17 protein-coding genes are annotated in these 25,382 nt (G+C 61.0%); 7 read left to right on the forward strand and 10 right to left on the reverse strand.

What is annotated here, in order from left to right:
• Positions 1-149 precede the first annotated feature (149 nt).
• From FPL22_RS05665 to FPL22_RS05680, 4 genes are all read right to left on the reverse strand, one after another.
• Positions 150-1,295 carry an efflux RND transporter periplasmic adaptor subunit gene (locus tag FPL22_RS05665; RefSeq protein ID WP_144229137.1) on the reverse strand — a complete coding sequence of 382 codons (1,146 nt, stop codon included), beginning with the start codon at positions 1,293-1,295 and terminating at the stop codon, positions 150-152.
• 39 nt (positions 1,296-1,334) lie between these two features.
• On the reverse strand, positions 1,335-1,907 hold the full coding sequence (locus tag FPL22_RS05670; protein ID WP_144229138.1) for a MarR family winged helix-turn-helix transcriptional regulator: 573 nt from the start codon (positions 1,905-1,907) through the stop codon (positions 1,335-1,337).
• 244 nt (positions 1,908-2,151) lie between these two features.
• Positions 2,152-2,622: a Dps family protein gene (locus FPL22_RS05675; RefSeq protein WP_144229139.1), complete on the reverse strand. Its 471-nt coding sequence runs from the start codon at positions 2,620-2,622 to the stop codon at positions 2,152-2,154.
• A gap of 252 nt (positions 2,623-2,874) precedes the next feature.
• The gene (locus FPL22_RS05680) at positions 2,875-3,354 is read right to left on the reverse strand and encodes a tetratricopeptide repeat protein (RefSeq protein WP_144229140.1); all 480 of its coding nucleotides are present in this window, start codon (positions 3,352-3,354) and stop codon (positions 2,875-2,877) included.
• A 112-nt stretch (positions 3,355-3,466) separates the two neighbouring features.
• On the opposite strand from FPL22_RS05680, the gene FPL22_RS05685 reads away from it, so the two are divergent.
• Together FPL22_RS05685 and FPL22_RS05690 are read left to right on the forward strand one after the other, a co-directional pair.
• Positions 3,467-3,892, forward strand: coding sequence for a hypothetical protein (locus FPL22_RS05685; RefSeq protein ID WP_144229141.1), 426 nt, complete (start codon positions 3,467-3,469; stop codon positions 3,890-3,892).
• A 322-nt stretch (positions 3,893-4,214) separates the two neighbouring features.
• Positions 4,215-12,149, forward strand: a complete 7,935-nt coding sequence (locus FPL22_RS05690; protein ID WP_144229142.1) for a S8 family serine peptidase — start codon at positions 4,215-4,217, stop codon at positions 12,147-12,149.
• Positions 12,150-12,237: 88 nt separating this feature from the next.
• Here FPL22_RS05690 and tkt read toward each other — a convergent pair whose 3' ends face one another.
• The 4 genes from tkt to rpsP all read right to left on the reverse strand — a co-directional run bounded on the left by tkt (position 12,238) and on the right by rpsP (position 15,791).
• The gene (gene tkt / locus FPL22_RS05695; RefSeq protein WP_144229143.1) at positions 12,238-14,226 is read right to left on the reverse strand and encodes a transketolase; all 1,989 of its coding nucleotides are present in this window, start codon (positions 14,224-14,226) and stop codon (positions 12,238-12,240) included.
• 139 nt (positions 14,227-14,365) lie between these two features.
• Positions 14,366-14,740: a 50S ribosomal protein L19 gene (gene rplS / locus FPL22_RS05700; protein WP_144229144.1), complete on the reverse strand. Its 375-nt coding sequence runs from the start codon at positions 14,738-14,740 to the stop codon at positions 14,366-14,368.
• Between the two features lie 17 nt (positions 14,741-14,757).
• Positions 14,758-15,432, reverse strand: coding sequence for a tRNA (guanosine(37)-N1)-methyltransferase TrmD (gene trmD / locus FPL22_RS05705; protein ID WP_144229145.1), 675 nt, complete (start codon positions 15,430-15,432; stop codon positions 14,758-14,760).
• Between the two features lie 92 nt (positions 15,433-15,524).
• Positions 15,525-15,791, reverse strand: coding sequence for a 30S ribosomal protein S16 (gene rpsP / locus FPL22_RS05710; protein WP_144229146.1), 267 nt, complete (start codon positions 15,789-15,791; stop codon positions 15,525-15,527).
• A gap of 155 nt (positions 15,792-15,946) precedes the next feature.
• Between rpsP and ychF the strand changes: the two genes are divergently transcribed.
• A complete protein-coding gene (gene ychF, locus FPL22_RS05715) occupies positions 15,947-17,053 on the forward strand; it encodes a redox-regulated ATPase YchF (protein WP_144229147.1) in 1,107 nt (368 codons plus the stop codon).
• A 135-nt stretch (positions 17,054-17,188) separates the two neighbouring features.
• Here the strand turns inward: ychF and FPL22_RS05720 are convergent, their stop codons facing one another.
• Positions 17,189-18,475 (reverse strand): glucose-1-phosphate adenylyltransferase, encoded by a 1,287-nt coding sequence (locus FPL22_RS05720; protein WP_144229148.1) that lies wholly within the window; start codon positions 18,473-18,475, stop codon positions 17,189-17,191.
• 95 nt (positions 18,476-18,570) lie between these two features.
• Between FPL22_RS05720 and glmS the strand changes: the two genes are divergently transcribed.
• Positions 18,571-20,424 (forward strand): glutamine--fructose-6-phosphate transaminase (isomerizing), encoded by a 1,854-nt coding sequence (glmS, locus tag FPL22_RS05725; protein WP_144229149.1) that lies wholly within the window; start codon positions 18,571-18,573, stop codon positions 20,422-20,424.
• Between the two features lie 33 nt (positions 20,425-20,457).
• Positions 20,458-21,960: an anthranilate synthase component I gene (gene trpE / locus FPL22_RS05730; protein WP_144229150.1), complete on the forward strand. Its 1,503-nt coding sequence runs from the start codon at positions 20,458-20,460 to the stop codon at positions 21,958-21,960.
• Positions 21,961-21,993: 33 nt separating this feature from the next.
• Here the strand turns inward: trpE and FPL22_RS05735 are convergent, their stop codons facing one another.
• The gene (locus FPL22_RS05735; RefSeq protein WP_144229151.1) at positions 21,994-22,923 is read right to left on the reverse strand and encodes a LysR family transcriptional regulator; all 930 of its coding nucleotides are present in this window, start codon (positions 22,921-22,923) and stop codon (positions 21,994-21,996) included.
• Positions 22,924-23,025: 102 nt separating this feature from the next.
• On the opposite strand from FPL22_RS05735, the gene FPL22_RS05740 reads away from it, so the two are divergent.
• A complete protein-coding gene (locus FPL22_RS05740) occupies positions 23,026-24,117 on the forward strand; it encodes a CmpA/NrtA family ABC transporter substrate-binding protein (RefSeq protein WP_144229152.1) in 1,092 nt (363 codons plus the stop codon).
• Positions 24,092-25,381, forward strand: coding sequence for a CmpA/NrtA family ABC transporter substrate-binding protein (locus tag FPL22_RS05745; RefSeq protein WP_144229153.1), 1,290 nt, complete (start codon positions 24,092-24,094; stop codon positions 25,379-25,381). The genes FPL22_RS05740 and FPL22_RS05745 overlap by 26 nt, the downstream gene beginning before the upstream one ends.
• The last annotated feature ends 1 nt before the right edge of the window (position 25,382 follow it).

The following is a 25,382-nucleotide window of genomic DNA, read 5'->3' on the forward strand; positions in this document are numbered from 1 at the left end:
TGCCCTCAACGGGGCTGCGGACGGGAAAGGAAAGAGATCGTGATGAGTGATCAGTGAAGAGTGATCAGGAAAAAGCCTGGTTTGCCGGAGTGCCGCGGGATCGGTCTACTCGCTACCCACTACCCGCTGCTCACTCCTTCATCAGCAGCTCAGGTATTATCCGGCTTGGGATTGGGATTGCTGCTCGGCGTGCGACTGTTGTTCACCTCGACGTGGGCACCGTTGCGGAGTTTGAACACACCGGAAGTGACGATGGTCTCGCCGGCCTTGAGGCCGTCGATGATCGCAACCTGGTCGCCGCGGGCGTCGCCGATTTTCACGAACTGCTGGCGGGCGCCGAGGTATTCCTCCTCGGTTTCCTTCCCGTCTTTGCCCTTGGTCTTCTTCTTCATTTTTTCGATCACGTAGATCGAGTTGCCGTAGGAGGCATAGGCGATGGCCGTGGCGGGCACGATCACGGCGGGCTTGTCGGCGGGCATCTCAACCTCGACGCGGGCAAACATACCCGAGCGCAGGATCTCGCCGGGGTTTTCAATCGTGGCCTGGGCCGAGACATTGCGGGAGGAGGCGTCGACCTCGGGGTTGATCGCGGTGATCTTGCCGGCGAACACGCGGTCGGTGAACGCATCCACGCGCACCTTGATCGACTGGTCGACCTTGAGCTGCGGCAGGTAACGCTGCGGGATGGTGAAGTTGACGTAGATCGGGTTGAGCTTCTGCAACGGCAGCAGGGCCGCACCGCGGGAAACATACTGGCCCACGTTCACCAGGCGGATGCCGATGCGCCCGTCGAACGGAGCGCGCACCTTCTTCTTCGCGACTTGGGCGCGGAGGGCTTCGACATCGGCGGCGGTCTGCTTGAGCTGGGCGTCGTTCTGGTCGAGCTCGGCCTGGCTGATGGTGTTCTTCTCGCGCAATTCGACAGCGCGGTCGCGGTCCAGCTTCACGATGGCGAGGCGGGCCTCGCTGGCGGCGAGCTGGGCGGCTTCGACCGTGGTGTCGAACTCGACGAGCAAGTCGCCGGCCTTCACAGCGGCGCCGTTCTCGACCGCGATGCGGGCGATGGTGCCATCGGCATCGGCGCCGAGGGTCACACCCTCGACCGGAGCCAGCGTGGCGATGGCGCTCAACACCGGAGTCCAGGTCTCCTGCACCGCCTCGGCGGAAGTGACCGACGACGGCGGCATGACGTGAGGCACGGACATGGCCTTCTTGATTTGCGAATACTTGACGAGGCCGAGCACGGCGACGACTGCAAGGAACCCGACGATGGCGATGATAAACTTCTTTAACATGGGAGGAAGACTTGGAGTGAAAGTGTGTGTTGGAAAAAATCAGGCCTGCGCAGCGGCGGGCTGCTCGACCTTGGTGAAAATATCGGCGCCGCTCGCGCTGAGCGTGGCCACCTGCATCGAGACCTTGGTCAACAGGCGGGAAAGCGTCTGCTGCTCGTTGTGCGACAGGCTGCCCATGATCTGGGTAATCAACCGGAAATGCTCGGGGATGATGCCGTGCATGAACGCCTGCCCCTTTAACGTCAGGTGGACCGACATCTGACGGCGGTCGGCCGGATCCGGCTCGCGACGCACGAACCCATCGCGCTCCAGCGTATCAAGCAGGCCGGTGATCGTGGCGCGCGACACCGAGGCGAAGTCAGCCAGCTCGGCCGGCGTGCTCGCACGGGGACAGTCCCCGCCCTTGTCCATCAGCAGCATCATCACCAGGAACCTTCCATGGGTGATGTTATGGGAGGCGAAATGGGTGTTCATCACCCGCATGACATCCTCACTGGCCCGCACCATGTGCATAAACGCCTCGCACGCGGCCGGTTCGAGATCCGGAAACTGCTTCGAAGCCTCGACTAGGCATTCGTAGCGCGGGAGTTCTTTGAGGACGAGGCGTTGCATGCGGTGTTGTTAAGCAGTGTCTATTAGAACAGAAACAAGTAAGGAAGCTGATAGTTAGCCTCCTTACTATAAAGGCAAGAACCGTCTTCTTAATTTCTCAAATTAACACCGCTTTCAGACTCGGAAGTTGAATCGCAAAGACGCGAAGTCGCTAAGTCAGATCAATCCAAGGTCCCAATCACTTCCGGACTTTGCTCTCAACTTAGCACCTTGGCGTCTTTGCGATTAGATCGACTCAGAAACCTCACTCGAGGTGTGCGCGTAGCATCCAAGCCGTCTTCTCATGGGCTTCCAGGATGCCCGTGAGGAAATCCGCGGTGCCTTCGTCGCCATGTTTGTCGGCGAGTTCGATCGAACCGCGCAGTGCGCGGGCGATGGATTCGTGGTCGGCCAGCAAGGCGCCGATCATCTCCACATCCTTCGGCGGCTTGCCGGTGGCCTCGGAGAGACGCGCTAGTTTGAGGAACGCCGCCATCGAGCCGGGAGCAATGCAACCCAGCGACCGGATGCGCTCGGCGATCTCGTCGATGGTCTCGGCCAGTTCGTCGTATTGCTTTTCGAAGAGCACGTGCAGCGCACCGAAATGAGCGCCGGTGACATTCCAGTGGAAATTGCGGGTCTTGACGTAGAGCACATGCTCATCGGCCAGCAAGACGGCCAGGGCATCGACTACGGATTCACGGGCTTTGGACGAGAGACCGGTGTTTGTTTTCATGAAGTAGTGAGTAGCGAGTAGCGGGTAGTGAGCAAGTTGCCGAACCAAAAAGTAGCAGACTTGGACCGAGAACTGAGTCGGCGTTAAACACAAAGACGCAAAGGCGCTAAGTTTCGATCTGCCGAAATTTGACCGAGCCGTGACAGTGATTGCGGCTGAAAGAACAAACGCGAAGAGGTCGATCCAAGGTTCGATCACCCTGAATTGTCTCTAACACTTGCTCCGAACTTAGCCCCTTCGCGTCTTTGCGATTCAAGATTGAATCCGCAGCGGCTCCAGGTCCGGGTCGGTTTTACTTAAAGCGACAAACTCCTCCTCCAGCCCGCAAGCCGTATCCAGAAACACCCGCGCATCGTCGAGGTGGCCGAGCTGGGCCTCGTAGCAGGCGAGGTTGAAGTGGAAGACTGCTTCCGTCGGATGTTGCCCCACCCCGCGCATGAGGATTTCACGCGCCTCGGTGAGTCCCTTATGCCGCCGCGCGGCATAGGCCCACTGGATCCAGTGCCCGGGCACATTGGGTTCGCGCTCGCACAACACCGCCCCGATCGCCGCCGCCGGCTTCCAGTCCGCCCGCTCGACATGCACCGCCAGCGACAAAATCAAAACCGAAGTCTCTTTGCGCTGAGCCGCCTCGATTTCCTTCAACGCCGCCGCTGCATCGTCCTTCATGCCGAGCGCCAGATACCCCTCGGCATAACTCAACTGGCGTTTCGTATGCGTGGTAAGATCCATTCGCCCTACCCTCGCGAACTCAAACTTAAGAGACAAGGACACGCTGCGCCGGCGCAGGCCAAACCTTGCCCTGATCATTGCACCTTCGCGTCTTTACTATTCAATTCCGGACATGAAATCCGTCCGCGCTTCCTCCGTGCGACCAAAGGCTGTGAAGGCCGAGCATCCGTTGCAGTGGCTGGCGGATCCCGTGAGTGGCGAGCCGACGTTTGTCTTCAAAGCGTGGTTTGGCGGGCGCTCGATCATGTTGCACGGCATGCATACGCTTTTCCTGACGACGCAGGGCGAGCCGTGGCAGGGCGTGTTGGTGTGCACGTTTCACGAACACCACGAGAGCCTGCTCGCAGAGTTTCCATCGCTGGTGAAACACCCAGTGCTGGGCAAGTGGCTCTACCTGCCGGAGACCAGCGAGACCTTTGAGCGCGATGCGAAGAAGCTGGTTCAACTGGCCCGGGCGCGCGACCCGCGCATCGGCATCCTGCCCTCCCCGCGGAAAAAGAAGGCCGTGAAGAAAGTGCGGTTTGGTGACGCGCTGTAGGCGCGTTGCGCGTGCACAAAGTAGTGAGTTGCGGTAGTGGGTAGCGAGTAGTCGGAATTCGATCTTGAAACGCAAAGACGCGAAGGCGCTAAGCGGGGCGTTCCAAGGTTCGATCCGCCTAAACCTCCCCTATTCGCAACTTTGCGCCTCGGCGCGCCTTATGGTCAAAAATCGACTTGGTTATACGGCAATTAAGACGATTTCGTGAATTGCCACCGGTTGGCCTAAGCTCATCGTCGGCTTTGGAATTACCTATTTTTCCAGCCACTTACCCAAGTCCACCGATACCCCATAACGGTTCGCCGCCAGGCATCTTTTCCGCATGCATTCCCCCCGCCCCTTGAGTCGTGTTGTCTACGTCGTAGCTACGCTTGCCCTGCTCGCCGGCGTTCTGTCGGTCCGGCACCGCGGGCGTTCTGCAACTGAGTTACCGCACACTACGTCCGCAGCGAAGGAAATTATTGCAGCCAATTTACCCATAACACCGGCGGCTCCGATGGAGATACGCCAGGAAGCCGCCCCTACCCTCCGCGACCAACCGGCGTCGTTGCGCACGGAAGACCCGAAGGCCAGCCGTGATCGCTGGGCCAAAAGATTGGACGCCATCCGCATCGTGGAGACCCATGAGTTCCCGGCGGATGAAAACGGCATCGTCCGGCAAATCACCTGGTTTGAAACCGCGCTCAAACAACCGCTGGTGCGACTAGAGCAACGTTGGGGTCGGAGCGACGCAACCGACGGCCCGGGGATGAAACTCTTGAGCGAAGAAGCCGTGTCGGCGGGCCATTTGCTCGTGGGGCTGGATCAAGGCGTGACTACCGAAGCGGCCATCAGAGGTCTGAGCGAAGCCGGTTTCACCGTTTCACCCGTGGCCCAAACGCCGAATCTTCTCTCAGTCGAAGTGCCTAATCCGACACAGGCGGAGTCCTTCGATGCCACGCTGGTCGCCCTGCGTCGTTCCCCCTATCACGTGGTTTATGCCGAGGCCGATCCGCTTATCTTGATAGATGCGGTGCCTTCCGATCCGAAATACGGGTCCCAATGGAATCTGACTTCCTCGGGTGAAGATGCGGACGCCTCCCTGAATGCCGAGGCCGGCTGGCAGGTAAGAACCGATGCCTCCAATGTAGTCGTAGCCGTGACCGATACCGGAACGCGCACGACTCATGAAGATCTCGCCGCCAACCTGTGGATCAATCTCGGTGAAACCCCCGGAAACAATATCGACGACGACAACAATGGGGTGATCGACGACATTAACGGATTCAATGCCATCACCACATCCGGCAATATATCCGACGACAACGGTCATGGCACGCATGTGGCCGGCATCATCGGTGCCCGGGGAAACAATAACCTCGGCATCACCGGTGTCGCCTGGAACGTGCGCCTGCTGACGTGCAAATTCCTCAACAACCGCGGTGTCGGCACGACTTCGGACGCCGTCGCGGCAATCCACTACGCACGTCTTCATGGCGCAGACATTATCAATGCCAGCTGGAGCATGGGGTCGCGCAGCCTCGCGCTTGAAGAGGCCATCCGCCAGGCGGGAGCAGCCGGCATCGTTTTCGTGGCGGCGGCGGGCAACCAAGCGACCGATATCGATGCGGCCCCGCGTTATCCGGCCGCATCCGATCTACCCAATATCGTGGCCATCGGCGCGACGGATCGTAACCGCGCGCTGACCGCCTTCTCCAACTACGGACGTGACCGCGTCCACCTCGCCGCACCCGGCGAAGGTATCCTCTCCAGTTACAACCAGAGCGACAACCAATACGTGCTTCTCAGCGGCACCTCCATGGCCGCACCCCAAGCGGCCGGTGCCCTGGCTCTGCTCAAGGCGATGCACCCATCCGAGGATGGCTTGCAACTCATCCAACGACTACTGGCCGGCACGCGCCTTGCCCCGGCTCTCTCGGGTCTGGTGCAGACCGGAGGCATCCTGCATTTGCCCACGCTGCTGGCCACCGAGTCCGCCGCGACACCTCATGACCTGTGTGAAAGCCCGTATCTATTCACCGGATACCAAGGCGTCTGGAGCGGATCAACCGCCCATGCCGGCCGCTCGCCGAGTGATCCCGCCGGCCTCACCGGCACCCGCACGCTCTGGTTTTCGTGGACCGCGCCGGTCTCCGGACACGCCGAATGGCAGGTGAATGCCACCGACGAGGCGACCTTCGCCACAATCTACCGTCTCGACGGGACGACTCTGTCGTCGTTGCAAACAGACTCCGGCTCCACGCAGAAAATACGTGTATGGGTGGATGCCGGCCGCACCTATCTCCTCGGTGTCGGCACGACGAGTGCCGACGGTCACGCGGTCACCGTCAACCTCGCCCTGCCCCCCGCCAACGACTTGATCGCCGCGGCAGCTCTCTTGACCGGTGAAAGTTTCTCCGCGACCGGCAACAATCGCGGCGCCACTCGGGAAAGCGGAGAACCCCGCCATGCCCGCGTGGGCGCAGGCCGCAGCGTGTGGTGGAGCTGGACCGCTCCGCGCACCACCCGCCAGGTGATCACGACGCTGGACTCGTCCTTTGACACGGTGCTGGCGGTCTATCGTCAGGGCAACGACGGCGCGTTGATCGAGGTATCCTCCAACGATGACTCAGGGTATAATCTTCTCACCAGCCGCGTGGCCTTTGATGCCACCGAAGGAGTGCGATATCTCATCGCCGTGGACTCATGGGGTGGCGATTCCGCATCGGGCGCAATCCGGCTCGGGGGTTACGGACTGGGCAACATCCTCATCCTGAATGGTCCGAGATCACAGTCAGTGCAGCTCGGTTCCTCCATCTCGTTACAGGTGCGCTTCCTTTCCACGATCGATACAACCGTGCACTGGTTCAAGGATGCCCAGCCCATCGGAGGCGGGCGCGACGGCACCCTGGTCATTGGCAATGTCGGGGCGAACGACCTCGGCAGTTATCACGCCGTGCTCTCCAATGCCGATGAATCGGTCACCTCGGAGGCCGCCCTGCTCACCGAACGCATTTCCGCACCCTTCATCACGTGGTCCACGGGCAACCTGAACGAGGTCGTCGGCAACCCGATCACGTTGCGCGTCGTCGCCCAAGGCTCCCAGCCATGGACCCTGCAATGGTTGAAAGATGGCCAACCCATCGACGGCGCGACATCGGAAAGCCTCTTCTTTGGCTCGCTCGCCGCGGGCGACGCAGGGCAATACGAAGTCGTTATTACCAACGCCTCCGGGGTGACCCGCTCCACGGCCTTTAAAGTCACCGTCGCGAACTCGCCGTTCACCGCCTGGAACTGGGTAACCGCACCCGACCAAGGCTGGCCGATCCAGGACATCCGCTACCTTGATACGACCTACCACGCGATCGCCAGCGCCGGTGGCTCCACCAAAGTCCTTCGGTCCACCGACGGTGTAAACTGGCAGGCGCAAATGCTGCCGCCCGCCTTCGATGGCTACCAAATCGACCGGGGCAACAATACGCTCATCATCGCGGGTCGCGACCACACGACGTCGGGTAACGGCAGCATCTACCGCTCCACCGACGGCGGTGAAACCTGGTCGTTGAGCGGACTGCCCTTCCGAGGCAACGTGACTTCGCTGCAATTTGGCGGCGGATACTTTGTCGCTTTGAACAATTACGACGGCACATTGCGCCGCTCCACCAACGGGACGTCATGGCAGGCTCCGGTCACACCGCCCGCCAACGGGATGAACCAGCTGACATTCCAAGGCGGCACTTTCTTCACTTACAACAGCAGCAACAGCACGCTCTACCGCTCCACCGACGGCGGAGCTTGGAGTGCTTATGCAGCAGGCGGCGCCATCCGCGGCATCCTGCACAACGCGGGAGTCTTTCACCTCTGGACCGCCACCACCTACCTCCAATCAAGCGACGGCATCACTTGGACTCTAATCGGCTCAAGCGCCAGCCCGGACACCCCGTTGCTCATCCATGACGGGACCCGCATCATCAGCGCCAGCTCGTCGCAGCTGTCCCTGCGCTTCTCTGATACAGGCATCAGCTGGGCCACCCAAACCATCCTCAACACGGGCGCATCCACGACCATCAAAAAACTGCTGCGCGGTGGTGGACGCACGCTCGCCGGCTGTGCCAACGGAATGATCCTTTCGTCGCCGGATTCAACGCTCCTGGAAAACACGTTCTCCCCGTTCGCCTGGACGGGCGGAGCCTCCAGTCGTGTCGAATTCTGCGAAGACGAGTTCATCCTGACGAGCCGCAGCAACACCACTCCCCACGTCGCCCTGTCCTCCGATGGCCAGACTTGGAAAAAATATGTCATCCCTGATCAGACTGATCTCGCCGGCAGCCGGATTTGGAAAGCGGGCGGTTATTATTGGGCCAACTCCCGCGGCGCTCTTTCGACAAACACCTTCTGGCGCGGCCGTTCGCCCCTCGATCTCAAACGCGTGGCGGGCACTCCTTCCGACTCGCTTAGCAGCATCCTGTTTAAAGACGGGCGTTTCTTCGCCGTAGCCGGCACCCAGTTGATCACTTCGACTAACGAAGGCCTGACTTGGTCGTCTATCAACCCCGGCTTCAGCCTGCCTTCCGGCACGCAACTGTATCGAGCCGGCAGCCGCTGGTTTCTAATCGGATACAATACGCTGGCCTCATCGACCGACGGCTTCTCGTGGAGCCTTGCGTCCAGGCCCAACACCAACTCCCACGACTTCCTCGGCTTTGCGGAAAACAACGGGAAGTTCTATGTGGTCACAGGCAGCTATAACCAGATCTGGGAATCCACCGACGGCATCAACTGGACCATCAACCCGCTCACCTTCAGCACGAGCGGCTTTGGGGGCATCTATGCGCATCGCGGAACCCTGCTGCTCCTGCCCTACCCGAATGTCACCGGTGAACAATTCCTCGCCACCACCGACCTCACCACGTGGCAGACGATCAACACCGGCATAAGCGCCGGCTCCTTCGCCACCGGAAGAGGCATCATGGTGGGAGTGAGCCCCACGCCACACATCGTTTACAACGGGCAGACTCCTTCCCGCGCTCCCGTGTGCCGCCTGCTATCGCCGCTGCCTGATGTTCAGTTCACCGTTAACAATCTGGTCGAACTCAGCGTAAACGCCTCCGCGCCCGATGGAACCTTTGACCGGGTCGAACTCTATGTGGACGACCTGCTGGTTGCGACCTCGACCACCCCGGGTGTTTTCCGCTACGGCTTTTCGGCCACCGAGAACCGCTCCTACAGCTTCCACGCTCGCGCCTACAACACCGATGGCCTCGTCACCACCGATTCGACGCGCGCCACCGCCAAGTCCCCCATGGCCGCACCGCTGTTCGTCACCAGCGATACGCTTACCAGCAGCAATGTGTTCAGTGATGATGACGCCTATTACGCCGTTTCCGGCACTTCGCTTTATCGATCGATCGACGGCATCCACTGGGAATTCCACTCCATCACCACGAGCCTGAGTTCGATCAACGAGTTCAGTTTGGACGATAACTACACGCGACTGCACTACACGAACGGAACTGGAATGGTGGTCTCCCGTGACGGCCTCGACTGGATCAGCATCACAACGAACTCGCCCGTGCAATACCGCTCCGGCGTTTACTTCCGCTATACCAGTTCCGGAGGCAGCGGGACGGGCAGCGTCTCCTTATCCTCCAATGGCAGCGCATGGGTGACCACGCCGGCACGCGCCCAGACGTATTTCACAACAGTCCTCATGGGCGATGGTCCTCGTTATCTGGGCTGGAGCTCGACCATCCACCCCTATGTTCGTCGCTCCGACGACGGAATCAACTGGGTCAACATGATCGACCTTCCCCGTCCCGCGGCCGGCATCGAGGCGTTGGGACGTTTCATCCTGCGTTATCTGGACAACAAGGTCCGCACCTCGTCCGATGGCGGTGTCACCTGGACCACGTCTGATCTCGGTGTCACTGTGGACAAGCTCCTCCCGGTGGGAGACGTCGTGTTCGCGGTTTACGGTTCTTCGATTAAAAAAATCTCCACCGACGGCATCGTCTGGCAAACCCATCAGGTCCCCGATCTCTCGGCCAACGTAGCCTATGGAGACGGGCTCTATGTCAGCGTCGGTTCAAACAACGCCCGGGTGTCTACCGACGGCGTTAACTGGACCACGCACACGCCTCCGTGGGCGGTCCTTAACTCCACGCCCTTCATCGTTCACGGCCCCGCCGGTTTCATCGCATTCCACAGCGGACAGCCCGGCTGGATATCAACGGATGGCGTGAATTGGACCGAAGCGGGACTGACCGCCAGCGATGGTGGCTCCTGGCAAAAATATGCCGCCATCGGCGACACCCAGATCGCGATTCGCGATGTGACCGTTCCATTAAACCCCATCAAACGATCACTGGATGCCGGCAAGACCTGGAGCTTTTCCTCTCCGCCTTATGCACACCCCGTGATGACCCGGGACGTTTACTCCACGGGCTCGTCCTTCGTGCTGCGCGATTCCAACGGAAAACTCTACCGCTCCAACGACGGCACCGCCTGGACCTCGGTCCCGGTGGTCGCTGAAGGCACCAACATCGCCGTGACCCAGCTTATCACCCGCGCCAATCTGTGGCATGCCGTGGCCAACAACGGCTACATGTATCGCTCCACCGACGACGGAGTTTCTTGGAACCGGTATCTGGTCTCCGCTACCCCCGGGGTAAACCTGGTCGAGATTCACTTCTCGGGTTTGCACTACCTCGCGGTGGCCTATGCCTCGTCATCGGCGGTTCCGCCGGTCTTCCGGTCTGACGATGGCGTCACCTGGACGCCCACCACACTCCCCGCAACCGTGACATTTAGCAGCCGGCGCAGTGCCGGCCTCGGCCAGTTCGTCATCATCCAAGGTATCAAGACCTACCTGTCCAACAATGGGACCGATTGGACCGCGGCCGCTTCATCTCCTGTGGTGGATGGCCTCGCCTATCCGGCCAGCGATGCCTTTTACCTGCTTAACAATGGCAGCCTGTATCGCTCCGTAAACGCGGACGGATGGACCCTCATCCGCACCGGGGTGACCGGAGGGCTGGTTGAACTGAACGGTGTTCTCCATGCCTTTGGCGGCACCGCCACTACTCCGCTTTATTTCGCGGACGCTGCCATTCAGGCCGTGCAGGTTTCCTCAGGCACCTACGGCATCGGCGATACACTCACCGCCCAGGTCACCATCGCCAACCTCGGCGCGACTCTGCTGCCCGAAATGGACGCGGAACTCTATCTCTCGCGTGACACCTTCCACGGTAACGGGGACGACATTCGGCTTGGCGCACTCACGATAGCTGCAGCCAGTCTGCCCCCACCGGGAGAGACCCGTATCATCGCACTCTCCCTCGTCCTGCCGCCCAACTTGGAAGGCGGGGAGTTTTATACTGGCATTCGTCTTGATCCCGCCGGACGGGTTGGAGAGTTCAGCAAGTCCAATAACCGCCGCTTCACGACCACGTCGCCCATCAACGTCCCCGAATGGACGCTCGATCTGGAAACAACTGGAAACGGAGGCGTGGCCCAAAGCGTCTCGGCCGTGCGTTATGTGCACGGCTCGACCGTGACTCTCTCGCCCAGCGCGGGTAAAAACGCCTCGTTTGCCGGCTGGTCGGGTAGCGAGTCAAGCGACCGGCCCGACCTCACTCTGACCATGCGCGACAACAAGGTGCTGACCGCGTCATTTGCGGAGATGCGCCAACTTTCGGTTACCGTGCGGGGCGCCGGCGCTGTTCAACTGGATCAAGCTGGCGGACGTTACGCGCAAGGTGCCCAAGCCACGCTACAGGCCATCCCCTCGGCGGGCTGGCGCTTTGTCGAATGGCAGGAAGACCTTGCCGGTGGCACCCCCACCCGCACGCTTTTGATGAACACGGATCGCGCCGTCGTCGCCAAATTCGACTACCCTCTAGAAAACTGGAAGGCCGTCCATTTCACCCCGACTGAACTTGCCGATCCTGCAATCTCGGGCGACGACGCCAGACCCGATCCCCATGGCATCTCCAATCTGATGTCCTACCTCTCGGGCCGTGCACCGCGTTCCAACGAACCGTTCAACACCGCGCCCGAAGTGCAGGGCTCAACTCTGTTCTACCGCTATACACGCAACACCGGAGCCGTGGGCTCCAGCCTGATTGCCGAAGTATCCACTGATTTGGTCAACTGGACGGTTTCGCTGAGTGAACGAGTGATCGATGAAAGCCAAGGTGTGGAAACCGTGGAGGTGGTCGTTCCGCGTGAAAGCCGGCCCCGCCTTTTTATCCGCCTTCGCTCCGTGCCCAATCCCTAATCTCAAAGCCTGATAACCCGACCAACAAAAAGGCCGGCCCCTTTCGCGGGCCGGCCTTTTGCAGCAACAATCAATCCACGCCGCAAGCTCAGCTCAGGCTCTGCACGGCGGTCACCACGGCTTCGGTGGTGATACCGAGTTCCTTGAAGACGGTCGCGCCCGGAGCGCTCATGCCGAAGCGGTCGATGCCGATCACCTTGCCGTCGAGACCAACGTATTGATACCAGAGACCGGTGACGCCGGCCTCGATCGCGACGCGTTTGCGCACGGCGGTCGGGAGGATGGCCTCGCGGTATTCGGCGGGCTGGCGATTAAAGCGCTCGAAGCACGGCATCGAGACGACGCGGGTGCCTTCGCCGAGGATCTTGGCGGCGTTGACGGCGTATTGGAGTTCGCTGCCGCTGGCCATGAGGATGGTCGTGAGCGGGGCGGTCTCCTGCACAGCGACGTATCCACCTTTCAATACACCGGCGCGGCGGATGTGCGGAGGGATGTCGTTGAGGAGGGGGATCGCCTGGCGCGTAAGCGAGAGGAGCGTCGGGCCATCGGTGCGCTCGAGGGCGGCGGCGTAGGCACCGGCGGCCTCTTCGGGATCGCCGGGGCGGATGACGTCGAAGCCGGGGATGACGCGCAGGCCGGAGACAGTTTCGACGGGCTGGTGGGTCGGGCCGTCTTCACCTACGCCGACGGAGTCGTGGGTGTAGATGTAGAGGACGGGCAGCTTGGAGAGCGAAGCGAGGCGCATCGCGGGGCGGGAGTAGTCGGCGAACACGAGGAACGTGGCGACCGAGGGACGGAAAATGCCGTCGTAGGCGATGCCGTTGGCGATTGAAGCCATGGCGTGTTCGCGGATGCCGAAGCGGATGTTGCGACCGGCGCGGTTGGTCTCATCGAAGTCCTTGTCGGAGGCGATGTAGTTCAGCGTGGAACCGTAGAGGTCGGCGCTGCCACCGATGAGCAGCGGGAGCTCGGCGGCGACGGCTTGCAGGATTTGCTGGCCGGCGGCGCGGGTGGCGAGCTTGGCATCGGCCGGGAAGAGCGGGGTCTTCTCGAGGAGGTGCGCGGCGCTGATGCGGGCGTTGCGGCTGTCGAGGAGCGCGGCCTTCTCAGGGTTGGCGGCTTTCCAAGCTTCGAAGGTCTTGACCCACTTCTTGTAGTTACGGACGAGCTTCTTCTTGTGGCCGGCGAAATAGGCGCGGACGTCGTCGCTGACGAAGAAATGCTGGTCGGCGGGCAGACCGAGACCGGAGCGGGCGCCGTCGGAGAACTTTGCGCCACCTTCGCCGTGGCCCTTGGCGGTGCCGGCGACTTCGGGGATGCCCTTGGCGATGGTGGTCTTGGCGATGATGAGCTGGGGCTTGCCGGTGGCCTTCTTGGCTTTGTTGAAGGCTTTCAACACCGCATTGAGATCGTGGCCGTCGATGGTCTGGACGTCCCAGCCGAGGGCTTTGAAGCGCTTGGCGTCATCGCCGCCCTGTGACTTGTTGGCCATGGCGTCGAGGGTGACGTCGTTGGAGTCGTAGATGAGGATGAGGTTGTCGAGTTTCTGGTGGGCGGCGAAGGAGATCGCCTCGAGGGCGACGCCCTCCTGCATGCAACCGTCACCGGCGAGGGCGACGACATGGTTGTCGAAAATGGTGTGCTCCGCGGTGTTGAAACGGGCGGCGGCGGCGGCTTGCGAGAGGGCGAGGCCGGTGGCGTTGGCGATACCCTGGCCGAGGGGACCGGTGGTGCACTCGATGCCGGGGGTCTCGTGGAACTCGGGGTGGCCGGGGGTCTTGCTGTGAAGGGCGCGGAAGTTCTTCAGGTCTTCGAGCGAGAGATCAAAGCCGCTCAGATGGAGCCAGCTGTAGATGAACATCGAACCGTGGCCGGCCGAGAGCACGAAACGGTCGCGATTGAGCCAACGGGGAGCGTCGGGGTTGAACGCAAGGACGTTGCCGAAGAGGACGGCGCCGATCTCGGCGCAGCCGAGCGGAAGGCCGAGGTGGCCGGAGTTGCACTTATGGACGGCGTCGATGGCGAGGCCGCGGGCCTGGTTGGCAGCGAGGGACAGGATGTCGGTCTGGAGTGGCATGGTGTGAAAGGGATGCGGTTCGTGAAATGAAGGATTAAGAATTAGCCATTCTCATGAGCGTGGGGGAAGTCCAAAGGGCATGAAAAAAGCGAGTCTGGAAGACTCGCTTGATTCATACAGCAAAAGGAACTGAAAACAGTTACTTGGTGGCGACGGGCTTCTCGCGCTTCTGGACCTTGACGGCGACGGCGGCTTTGCCGAGACGGTCGCGGAGGTAGTAGAGGCGGGCGCGCATGGGCTCGGAGGTCTGCTCGATCTCGATCTTCTCGATGTTCGGGGAGCTGCTGGGGAAAACGCGCTCGACGCCCTCGCCGTAGCTGATGCGACGGACCGTGAATGTCTCGTGGATGCCAGAGCCTTTGATGGCGATGACGATGCCGGCGAAAATCTGCACGCGCTCTTTATCACCTTCGCGCACTTTGGTGTGCACTTTGACGCCGTCGCCCACCTTGAAGGGAGGGAGGTCTTTTTTGACCTGGCTGGCGGTGATTTCTCTGATGATCGGGTTGCTCATGACGGTTAAATGTTAAGTTATTTAAGTAAATCGGGTCGGACTAGGCGGGTTTTCTCAATACGTTGTGCGTTTCGCCACTCTTCGATCTTGGCATGGTCGCCGGAAAGGAGGACATCCGGCACGGACATGCCGCGGAATTCGGCGGGACGCGTGTATTGAGGAAAGTCGAGCAACTTGCCGGTGAAGGATTCGTGCGTCAATGACTTTTCTTCCCCGAGCACACCGGGAATCAAACGCGCGAGTGCATCGATGACCACGGCGGCCGGGAGCGTGCCGTTCGTGAGCACATAATCCCCGATGCTGATCTCCTGATCGATGACCTTTTCGCGGATGCGTTGATCGATGCCCTCATAATGTCCGCTGAGAAGAATCAAGTGCGTCTCCTGCGCCAGTTCGCCGGCGATTTTTTGCGAATAAGGCGTGCCGTCCGGCGTCAGATAAATGCGGCGGCAACCGGGAGTCTGGAGTTGCTCGATGGCCGCGAAGACGGGCTCGGGCTTCATGACCATGCCGGCACCACCGCCAAAGGGACGGTCATCGGCATTCTTGTGTTTGCTGGTCGCCCAATCGCGGACGTCGTGAACTTTGACGGTCAGCAGGCCGCTTTCGATGCCCTTACCCAAGATGCTCTCGACCAAAAAGCCGTCGAGCATACGCGGAAACAGCGTAAGAACATCGATATGGAGAGGCATGAGAGGAAGCGGGAGAAAGCGGCGGAGAATGGCAAAAAAAATCGCCCGAGCCGTGAAGGCCGGGCGATTCAGAAGCGATTTAAGCCGGAAGCTTAGGCGACGGGGGTCGCAGCGGCGGCCTTGCGGGCCTTCTTAATCAGGGACAGAGCGGTGTCCGTGGGGGTCGCACCCTTGCTAATCCAATACTCGGCGCGCTCGACATTTAAGGTCAGGGCGTCGGCACGGTTGGAGCGGGGGTTATGGGTGCCGAGGAGCTCGACAGCAGCGCCATCACGACGCGAACGGGCTTCGGCGACGACCACGTGATAAATCGGGTTGTGCGTGGAGCCGATGCGGGAGAGACGAATTTTGAGTGCCATGTGAAAAGGTGTGCTGACAGGTTCTTTAGTTGAAAAGCCGTGGAATCCACCGAACGGGCCGAGCGATGTCAAGCAGCCATTTCCCGTGATAATCTCGCGATACGGGCAAACAGACCTTGACCCCTCCCCCACCCGGTCTGAACGTGCGCCCTCTTATGCTCAAAGCTGGCATCGTCGGACTCCCGAATGTGGGCAAGTCCACTCTCTTCAACGCACTCACCCGCTCCCGCAAGGCAGAAGCGGCCAACTATCCGTTCTGCACCATCGACCCGAACGTGGGCGTGGTGGTCGTGCCGGATGAGCGTGCCTATGTATTGAAGGGAATCGCCAAGACCAACGTCGTCGTCCCCGCCGCCATCGAATTCGTCGATATCGCGGGTCTCGTCGCCGGCGCCAGCAAGGGCGAAGGCCTGGGTAACAAGTTCCTCGCCAACATTCGCGAGACCGATGCGATCGTGCACGTCGTGCGTTGCTTCGTGGACGACGACATCATCCACACCATGGGTGCCGTCGATCCGGTGCGTGACATCGAAGTCATCACCACCGAGCTCGTGCTCGCCGACCTCGACGCCGTCGAGAAACGCCTGAGCAAGACCCAGAAGCTGGCCAAGGGCGGCGACAAAGACGCGGCGGCCGAATTCGCGCTACTCGAGCGTCTCCAGCCGCACCTCAACCAAGGCAAGCCGGCCAACGTCCTCCCCGACACCACGGACGACGAGAAGAAGCTCCTCCAATTTTTCCAGCTGCTCAGCGCCAAGCCCGTCATCTACGCGTGCAATGTTGCCGAGGGCGATCTCGCCACCGCAGAGGAAAATCCGTTCGTGAAACAAGTGGCCGCCTTCGTGAAGGCCCACCACGATGCCGCCTATGTGCCGATCAGCGCGCACATCGAGGCGGAGTTGATCGACCTGTCCGCCGAAGAGGCCAAGGAGTTCCTGAAGGATCTCGGCGTCTCCGACTCGGGCGTGTCGCAGCTCATCAAGGGCACCTACAATTTGCTCGGCCTGCAGACCTACTTCACCGCCGGTGAAAAAGAGGTGCGTTGCTGGACGATCAAAAAGGGATGGAAAGCTCCGCAAGCAGCGGGCGTCATCCACACTGATTTCGAGAAGGGTTTCATCAAGGCCGAGGTCGTCGCCTACGACGATCTCACCCGCCTTGGCAGCACGGCCGCGGCTCGTGACGCTGGGAAATACCGGATCGAAGGTAAGGAATATGTCTTTCAGGACGGCGACGTCGTATTGTTCAGATTTAATAACTGAACCTGCGGCGCCCAACCGGCCTGTTCTGGTATGCGCAAAACGAAAAGCGCGCCCCTAGGGATGGGGGCGCGCTTTTTATTGTCCGGTGGCCGGGCACGCCATCGTGCCGGCAGAGCGGAAGGCTCGTGCGGTTCCTTACAACACGGTGCCGCTGGGAACGATCACGCCCTTGGGCACGACCAGCACGCCGTCGCGGATGATGATGCCGTGAGCATAATCACCATCGGGCTTGTCCTTGGGGGAGAGCTTCACGTTGTCACCGATGCGGGCGTTTTTATCGATGATGGTGTGCTCGATGTAGCAGTTGGCGCCCACGCCGATGCTGAAGATGCCCTTCGCTGCGTTGTCGGCCTGCTGCTCGGGCGTCTCGTAATAGTCGGCGCCCATCATGACCACGTTGGACAGATGGGTGTTCTCGCCAACGAAGGAGCGAATACCGAGCACGCAACGGGTGAGCTTCGAATCGGTGATGATCGAACCGTCACCAATCACGACGTGGTCGATGTCGCACTTGTTGAGCTTGGAGGCCGGCAGGTAGCGGTCCTGCGTGTAGATCGGCGCAGTCGGGTCGAAGAAGTTAAACGGAGGCAGCGGATCGGACAGCGCGAGGTTGGTGTCGAAGAAGGCCTTCACGGTGCCGATATCTTCCCAATAGCCCTCGAAGATGTGGGCGAAGAGACGCTTGTTTCCGAGGAGGCTCGGGATGACTTCCTTGCCGAAGTCGGTCATGTTGTTATCGAGCGCGTCGGCCAGAACTTGGCGGTTGAACACGTAGATACCCATCGACGCGAGACAGTGCTTCTCGCCGCTCGAAGAGTGCAGGCCGGCTTCGAGTTTCGGGCTGAGCGTGAGGCTGTCGATGACGGCCGGATCCTTCGGTTTTTCGACGAAGCGGTTAATGGAAAGGTCGTCGTTGACCTGCATAAGACCGAGGCCTTCGACCTTGGAAACGGGGAACGGAATGGCCGCGAGGCTGACGTCGGCTTTGCTCGCGATGTGGTCGGCGATGATCTTGCGGAAATCCATCCGGTAAAGCTGGTCACCGGAGAGGATCAACACCAAGTCGTGAGGGAAGCTGCGGAAGTGTTGAAGATTACGACGGACGGCATCGGCGGTGCCTTGATACCAGTTGGCGTTCTTCTCGGTCTGCTCGGCGGAGAGGATGTCCACAAAGCCGCCGCCGAACGGGTCAAAGTGGTAGGTGTTCTGCGTGTGGCGATGTAGCGACGCGGTGTGAAACTGCGTCAGCAGGAAGATGCGGTTGATCTCGGAGTTGATACAGTTGCTGATCGGAATATCGACCAGACGATACTTGCCCGCGAGAGGGACCGCCGGTTTGCACCGTTCTGCAGTCAGAGGATAAAGACGGGTTCCGCGCCCGCCGCCCATGACCACTGCCAAGACTTGTTTCTGCATGCTCATACGAGTTGATAAGAGAGGATTAGGGATAGTGGGTATTACCTTGCGCCACGTTTAAAGCGGCCCGTAAATTCGCGAGCTTAAACAGGTAAAAATTTATGTGTGGAATCGTAGGCTATGTTGGTCGTCAAAAAGCATCTCCCATCCTGCTCGAGGGCTTAAAGCGCCTCGAATATCGCGGCTATGACTCCGCGGGCGTTGCCATCCAGCAGGATGGCCAGCTGGAACTGGTGCGCCGCGTAGGTCGCGTGGACAACCTCGTCAAAGAAGCCGCCAAACACCGCTTCACCGGCACGACCGGCATCTGCCACACCCGCTGGGCCACCCACGGCGGCGTCACCGAGGCCAACGCCCACCCGCACATCAGCAGCGACGGCATGATCGCCCTCGTTCACAACGGTGTAATCGAGAACTACTCGGCCATTAAGAAATTCCTCCAGACCAAGGGCTATACCTTCCACTCCGAGACGGACACCGAGGTGCTTTCGAACCTCATCGCCTACCACTACGCCAAGGAGCCCGCCGCTCCCGCCGGCGAGAGCCGTTTCCTGCACGCCGTCCGCAAAACCCTCCGCCACGTCGAAGGCACCTACGGCATCGCCGTGCTGTGCAAAGACTGCACCAGCGAAATCGTGGCCGCCCGCAAAGGCTCGCCCCTGATCCTCGGCGTAGGCGAAAACGAATACATCCTCGCCTCCGACGTTTCCGCCCTCGTGAGCCGCACCCAGAACGTCGTTTACCTCAAGGACGGCGAGGTCGTGCACGTCACCGCCAAGCAGTTCTCCATCTCGACCCTCGACATGGAAGACGTGTCGCCGGTCGTGGACAAAGTCACTTGGGCCATCGATGCCGCCGAGCTCAACGGCTACGCGCACTTCATGGAGAAGGAGATCTTCGAGCAGCCCGCCGCTCTCGAGAACTCCATGCGCGGCCGCTTCTCCGAAGACGGCTCCACCGCCAAATTCGGCGGCCTTAACCTCGGCCCCGTGGACTTCCGCCAGATCGACCGCTTTGCGTTCCTCGGCTGCGGCACCGCCTGGCACTCCTGCTTGGTGGCCGAGCACTTGATCGAGCGTTTCGCCCGCGTGCCCGTAGAGGTCGATTACGCCTCCGAGTTCCGCTATCGCAACGCCCCGCTTTCCGGCAACCCGCTCTTCTTCGTAATGAGCCAGTCCGGCGAAACCATCGATACGCTGGGCGCGCTCCGCGAAGCCCAGCGCAAGGGCTACAAGGTTCTCGCGATCAACAACACCGTCGGCTCCACCATCGCCCGCGAAGCTGATGGCGGCATCTACCAGCATGTCGGCCCCGAGATCGGCGTCGCCTCGACGAAGGCATTTACCTCGCAGCTGCTCATTGGAGCGATGCTCGCGCTCCACGTTGCGCGTATGCGTGACATGAGTTTCGCCGACGGCGTCGAATACGTAAACGCCCTCAAATCCGCGCCCAACCTTGTTCGCAAGGCGCTCGAACAAGCCGGCCACATCAAGGCCATCGCGCAACGGTTGGCCAAGTATAACGACATGCTGTTCCTCGGACGCCTGTCGCTCTTCCCTATCGCACTCGAAGGTGCGCTGAAGCTGAAGGAAATTTCCTACATCCACGCCGAGGGTTATCCCGCAGCCGAGATGAAACACGGCCCCATCGCCCTCATCAACGAGCTGTGCCCCAGCGTGTTCTTCGCGCCCAAGGGCGAGATTTTCAACAAGGTCGTTTCCTCCATGCAGGAAGTGAAGGCGCGCAAGGGTCCGGTCATCGCCATCATCACCGAAGGTTGCGAACTCCCCGAAGGCCTGGCCGACGAAGTCATCACGATTCCGGACTGCCACGAAGCCGTGTTGCCCATCGTCGCGACCATTCCCGTGCAGTTGCTCAGCTATTACATCGCCGTCGCCCGCGACTGCGATGTGGACAAGCCCCGCAACCTCGCGAAGTCCGTCACGGTGGAATAACGACCACTGCCGCGCGTCCAACACCGCCCGCCCATGAACATTTTCCCCCGCCGAGAGGACTTCCTGAAACTCGCCGCCCAAGGCAACGTCATCCCCGTTTACACCGACCTCATGGCGGACTTCGAGACGCCGGTCTCCGCCTACGCCAAGCTCAAGACCGCCGGCCCGTCCTACCTCCTCGAATCCGTCGAGGGCGGCGAACAGCTCTCGCGTTACAGCTTCATCGGCTGCCGCCCGCGCAAGCTCTTCATCTGCGGTCCCCAAACCACCGAGATCCGCATCCCCGCGCAGTCCGGCCAGCCCCCGCGTGTTGAAACCGTCCCGACTCCGCAGGACCCTCTCAAGCTGATCGAGGCCGAGATGGCCGGCCACCATCCCGTCAACATTCCCGGCCTCCCCCGCTTCACCGGTGGCGCCGTAGGGTTTATTGGATACGAATACGTCACGCGCATCGAGCCCACCGTGCCCGCCGCGAAAACCGACGAGCTGGGCATGCCCCTGCTCTATTTCATGCTGTCGGACTCGCTCCTGATCTTCGACCGCGCCAAGCAAACCCTCCGTCTCTGCGTCAACGCCCACCTGCGCACCGCTGCCGATCCCGCCGCCGCCTACGACGCCGCGGTCGCCGAGCTCAACTCCCTCTACGCCCTACTACGCGAACCCAGCGCGCTCGCTCCCGCGCCCATCGCCGAACCGGCCAAAGTCGAAGTCCCCGCCGGCAATTTCACCAAGCCCGCCTTCGAGGCCGTGGTCGAAAACTGCAAGGAGTTCATCCGCTCCGGCGACATCATCCAGTTCGTCCCGTCGCAGCGCTTCACCAAGCCGTTCACCAAGTCCCCGCTCGATCTCTACCGAGCCCTCCGCACGGTCAACCCGTCGCCCTACATGTTCATCTTGGAGGCCGACGACTTCGCCATCGTCGGCGCATCGCCCGAGGTGCACGTGCGCCTCACCGACGGACTCGTTGAGATCCGCCCCATCGCCGGCACCCGCAAACGCGGCGTCACCCACGCCGACGACCTCGCGCTGGAGCAAGACCTGCTCGCCGACGAAAAAGAACGCGCCGAGCATCTCATGCTCGTCGATCTCGCCCGCAACGACATTGGCCGCGTCTGCCAATACGGCACCGTCACCGTCCCCGAGAGCTTCGTCATCGAACGCTACTCGCACGTCATGCACATCGTCTCCCAGGTCGAAGGTAAAATCGCCTCTGGCAAGACCGCCTACGACCTCATGCGCGCCACCTTCCCGGCAGGCACCGTCAGCGGAGCGCCCAAGATCCGCGCCATGCAGATCATCGCCCAAAACGAACCGTCCCAACGCGGTTTTTACGCCGGCGCCCTCGGTTACTTTGGCTACGACGGCAACAGTGACACCTGCATCATGCTGCGCACCTCGCTCATCAAGGATGGAAAAATCCACATCCAGGCCGGCGCCGGTGTAGTGGCCGACTCGATACCAACCTCCGAATACCAGGAAACCGTCAACAAGGCCTCAGCCCTCTTCAAGGCAGTCGCCATGGCCGAGCAATTCTAACAACCAATATGCCCGCGCGTGCGGGCGCGTTGGTTAGGCGCCCAGCTCGGATACGCGCCCGAAATCCTGCGTCACCGCTTCGCACAAACCGGCAAACGTTTCCTCGGCCAGCGGCAGTTTACGTCCTTTCAGAAACGACACGCCCCACCGGCGTTTCAGTTTTCGTTTCCCGAGTGGAATCGAAACCAGCGCACCTTTCGCCAGCTCCTCACGTGCGATCCATGGTGCCAGCACGCCCGCCCCCATGCCGATCTTCACCAGCTCCTTGATCGCCTCCATGCTGCCCAGTTCGATCACATTCTGCATCGAGACCCCTTCCTCGCGGAAATACTCGTCCACCAACCGGAACGTATAACTGCTCTTGTTGTAGAGCACCAACGTTTCGGCCGCGATGTCCTCTCGTGGCGCCTTCCGCTTGGCCGCCCAAGGATGCATCGGAGAGACTAAGAACCTCAGCTCGTCCTCAAACAACGGACGAAACACCAGATCCGCCGCGTTCGATTCCGATTCGAGCGTGAGCGCGATATCCACCTGGTTACTGCGCAGGAGTTCCAGCTGTCGCGGATGATCACCGGATTCAATTTTGATCACACACGAGGGGAAGCTCTGCTTAAATTCGCGCAGCACTGTAGGGAGAATGTGGTGACACGCCGTCGTGCTGGCGCCTACACGCAGTCGTCCCTGCCCCCAGTTCTGCAGCTCTTCCAACGCCGTGCGCGCGTCCTGCATCTCCCGCAAAATACGCTCCACAGGGGGAAGCAATTGCTCGCCCGCCTGCGTCAGATGCACTTTTTTGCCCACGCGATCAAAAAGACGCACGCCCATCTCGCGCTCGAAGGTCTTGATGGTATGGCTGACCGCCGACTGCGTCAGGAACAGATCTTTCGCCGCCATGGTAAAACTTCCCCGTCGGGCGAGAGTTGCAAAGGCCAGCATCTGCCGGCTGTCGAGAGTGGCGCTCATCGATGAAGATTCCTCATCATTTTCATTAAATGTTTGAAAAGCATTTCTTGTTCCAAACGCAGTTGGTGGCACGTCGGAGGCTTAACGCAAGGACATCTGCGTATGACCTCGACCATTCGAAAAACACCGGCAACCGCCGCGCCACGCCGCCCATTGCGCATCGGTTTCATCGCGCTCAACGACGCCGCCCCGATCATCGTCGCACATGAAAACGGCTTCTTCCAGAAGCACGGCCTGAGTGTCGAACTCAGCCGCGAGGTCGGCTGGGCCACGGTTCGTGACAAGGTCATTCATCGCGAACTCGACGCCGCCCACGCCCTCGGCGCGATGGTGATCAGCACCAACCTCGGTCTCAACTGCCTGCCCTGCGAGTGCCTCACTGGCTTCGTCCTCAACACCAACGGCAACTGCGTCACCCTTTCCGAGGATCTCTGGAACCGCGGCGTGCGCGATGCCGTCACCATGCGCGACGAGATTATCCGCTCCCGCCACGATCGCACCTATGTCTTCGGCGTCGTGTTCGCCCACTCCTCCCACCGCATTCACATTTGCGACTGGCTGCGCAGCGGCGGCATCGATCCGGAGAAGGACGTGCGCATCGTCGTCGTTCCGCCGCCCCAGCTTTTTCGCAATCTCGCCGCCGGCACCATCGACGGCTACTGCGTCGGCGATCCGTGGAACTCCCTAGCCGTCCGCGAAAAAATCGGCTGGTGCCCCGCCATCAGTCCTGACCTCGCCCCCGGCCACGCGGAAAAAGTGGTCATGGTCCGCAGCGACTTCGCCGAAACCCGCGCCGAAGAACACCTCGCCATGATCGCCGCCCTTTCCGAGGCCGCCGCCCTGTGCGACCAAACCAATTTCCGTCCTGAGCTCTGCAAGATTCTCGCCCGCCGCGAATACATGAACGTTCCCGCGCGCGTCATCCAGTCGAGTCTCGTCGGTCCCTTTGACTACGGCCACGGCCGCACGGTCTCCGCCGACGACTTCATCCATTACCACCGCAACGGCGCCAACGACCCCACCGCCGCCAAAGCCGCCTGGCTCATCGATGGTTTTAACCGCCACCGGTTCCTGCCCGCCGGCATCACGGTTCCCGCCGATCTCGGCGCCCGCTCTTTCCGCTCCGATCTTTACCACCTTGCCCAGAAGCCTTCCCGCACTTCCCGCCATGACAAAACACTCGTTCACGCCTGATTCATTTCGTCCCCGCCAACCGTCGCGACGCTCTTTCATCGCAACCACCGCCGCCTCCCTCGGTCTCGCTGCGCTTCTCAGCCTAGCGCCTTCGATTGCCCACGCCGCGCCCGACTACACTCCCGAGCAATCCGAGGTCTCCTTCGGCTTCATCGCCCTGACCGACTGCTCGCCCATCGTCATCGCCCACGAAAAAGGCTTCTTCGCCAAATACGGTATCAAAGCCACTATCAAGAAAGGCGCCAGCTGGGCCGCCATCCGCGACATGCTCAGCTCGGGTGACATCCAATCCACCCACATGCTGATCGGTATGCCGTTCGCCTCCACCATGGGCCTCGGCGGCGCGACCCCCAAGCCGATGATCATCCCTTGGATGCTCAATCGCAACGGCCAGGCCATCACCTTGTCCAACGATTTCAAGGGCAAGGTCGGTGCTGATCCCAAAGCACTGAAACCCTTCGTGGACGCCGCCAAGGCCAAGGGCACACCCCTCACGTTCGCGATGACGTTCCCTCCCGGCACCCACGCCATGTGGATGCGCTACTATCTCGCCGCCGGCGGCATCAACCCCGACTCCGACGTCTCTCTCGTCACCATCCCGCCTCCCCAGATGGTTGCCAACATGAAGGTCGGCAAGATGGACGGCTTCTGCGTCGGCGAGCCTTGGAACGCCCGCTCCATCGCCGACAACATCGGCTACACGTCCGTCACCACGCAGGACATGTGGAAGGACCACCCGGAAAAAGTCCTCGCCTTCACCGAAGAGTGGGCGACCAAGAATCCCAAGACGGTTAAAGCCATCCTCAAAGCCATCCACGAAGCCTCCGTCTGGCTCGACGACATGGGTAACCGCGACGAGGCCTGCACCATCGTATCCAAACCCAACTACATCAATTGCCCCAAGAATATCATCCTCGGCCGCATGCTCGGTCAGCTCGACTACGGTGACGGCCGCAAGGTTACCGACGAAGCCCCGATGCACTTCTCCATCCGCAACGCCAACTATCCCCAGCCCAAGTTCGGCCTCTGGTGGCTCACCCAGTTCCGCCGCTGGGGCTTGGTCACCGGCGCCCCCGATTACGAAGGTGTCGTGAAGCGCGTCATGCGCCCCGACATCTACGAGGAAGCCATGGCCGAGCTCGGCGTCACCGACCGCAAGATCGACAACTCCCCCGTCACGCTCTTCGACGGCGTCACGTTCGACCCCAAGGGCGACCTCGAAGCCTACGCCACGGGCTTCCCCGTCAACTCACTGAAAAACTGAT

The organism is Rariglobus hedericola, assembly GCF_007559335.1.
GTDB classification, from domain to species: domain Bacteria; phylum Verrucomicrobiota; class Verrucomicrobiia; order Opitutales; family Opitutaceae; genus Rariglobus; species Rariglobus hedericola.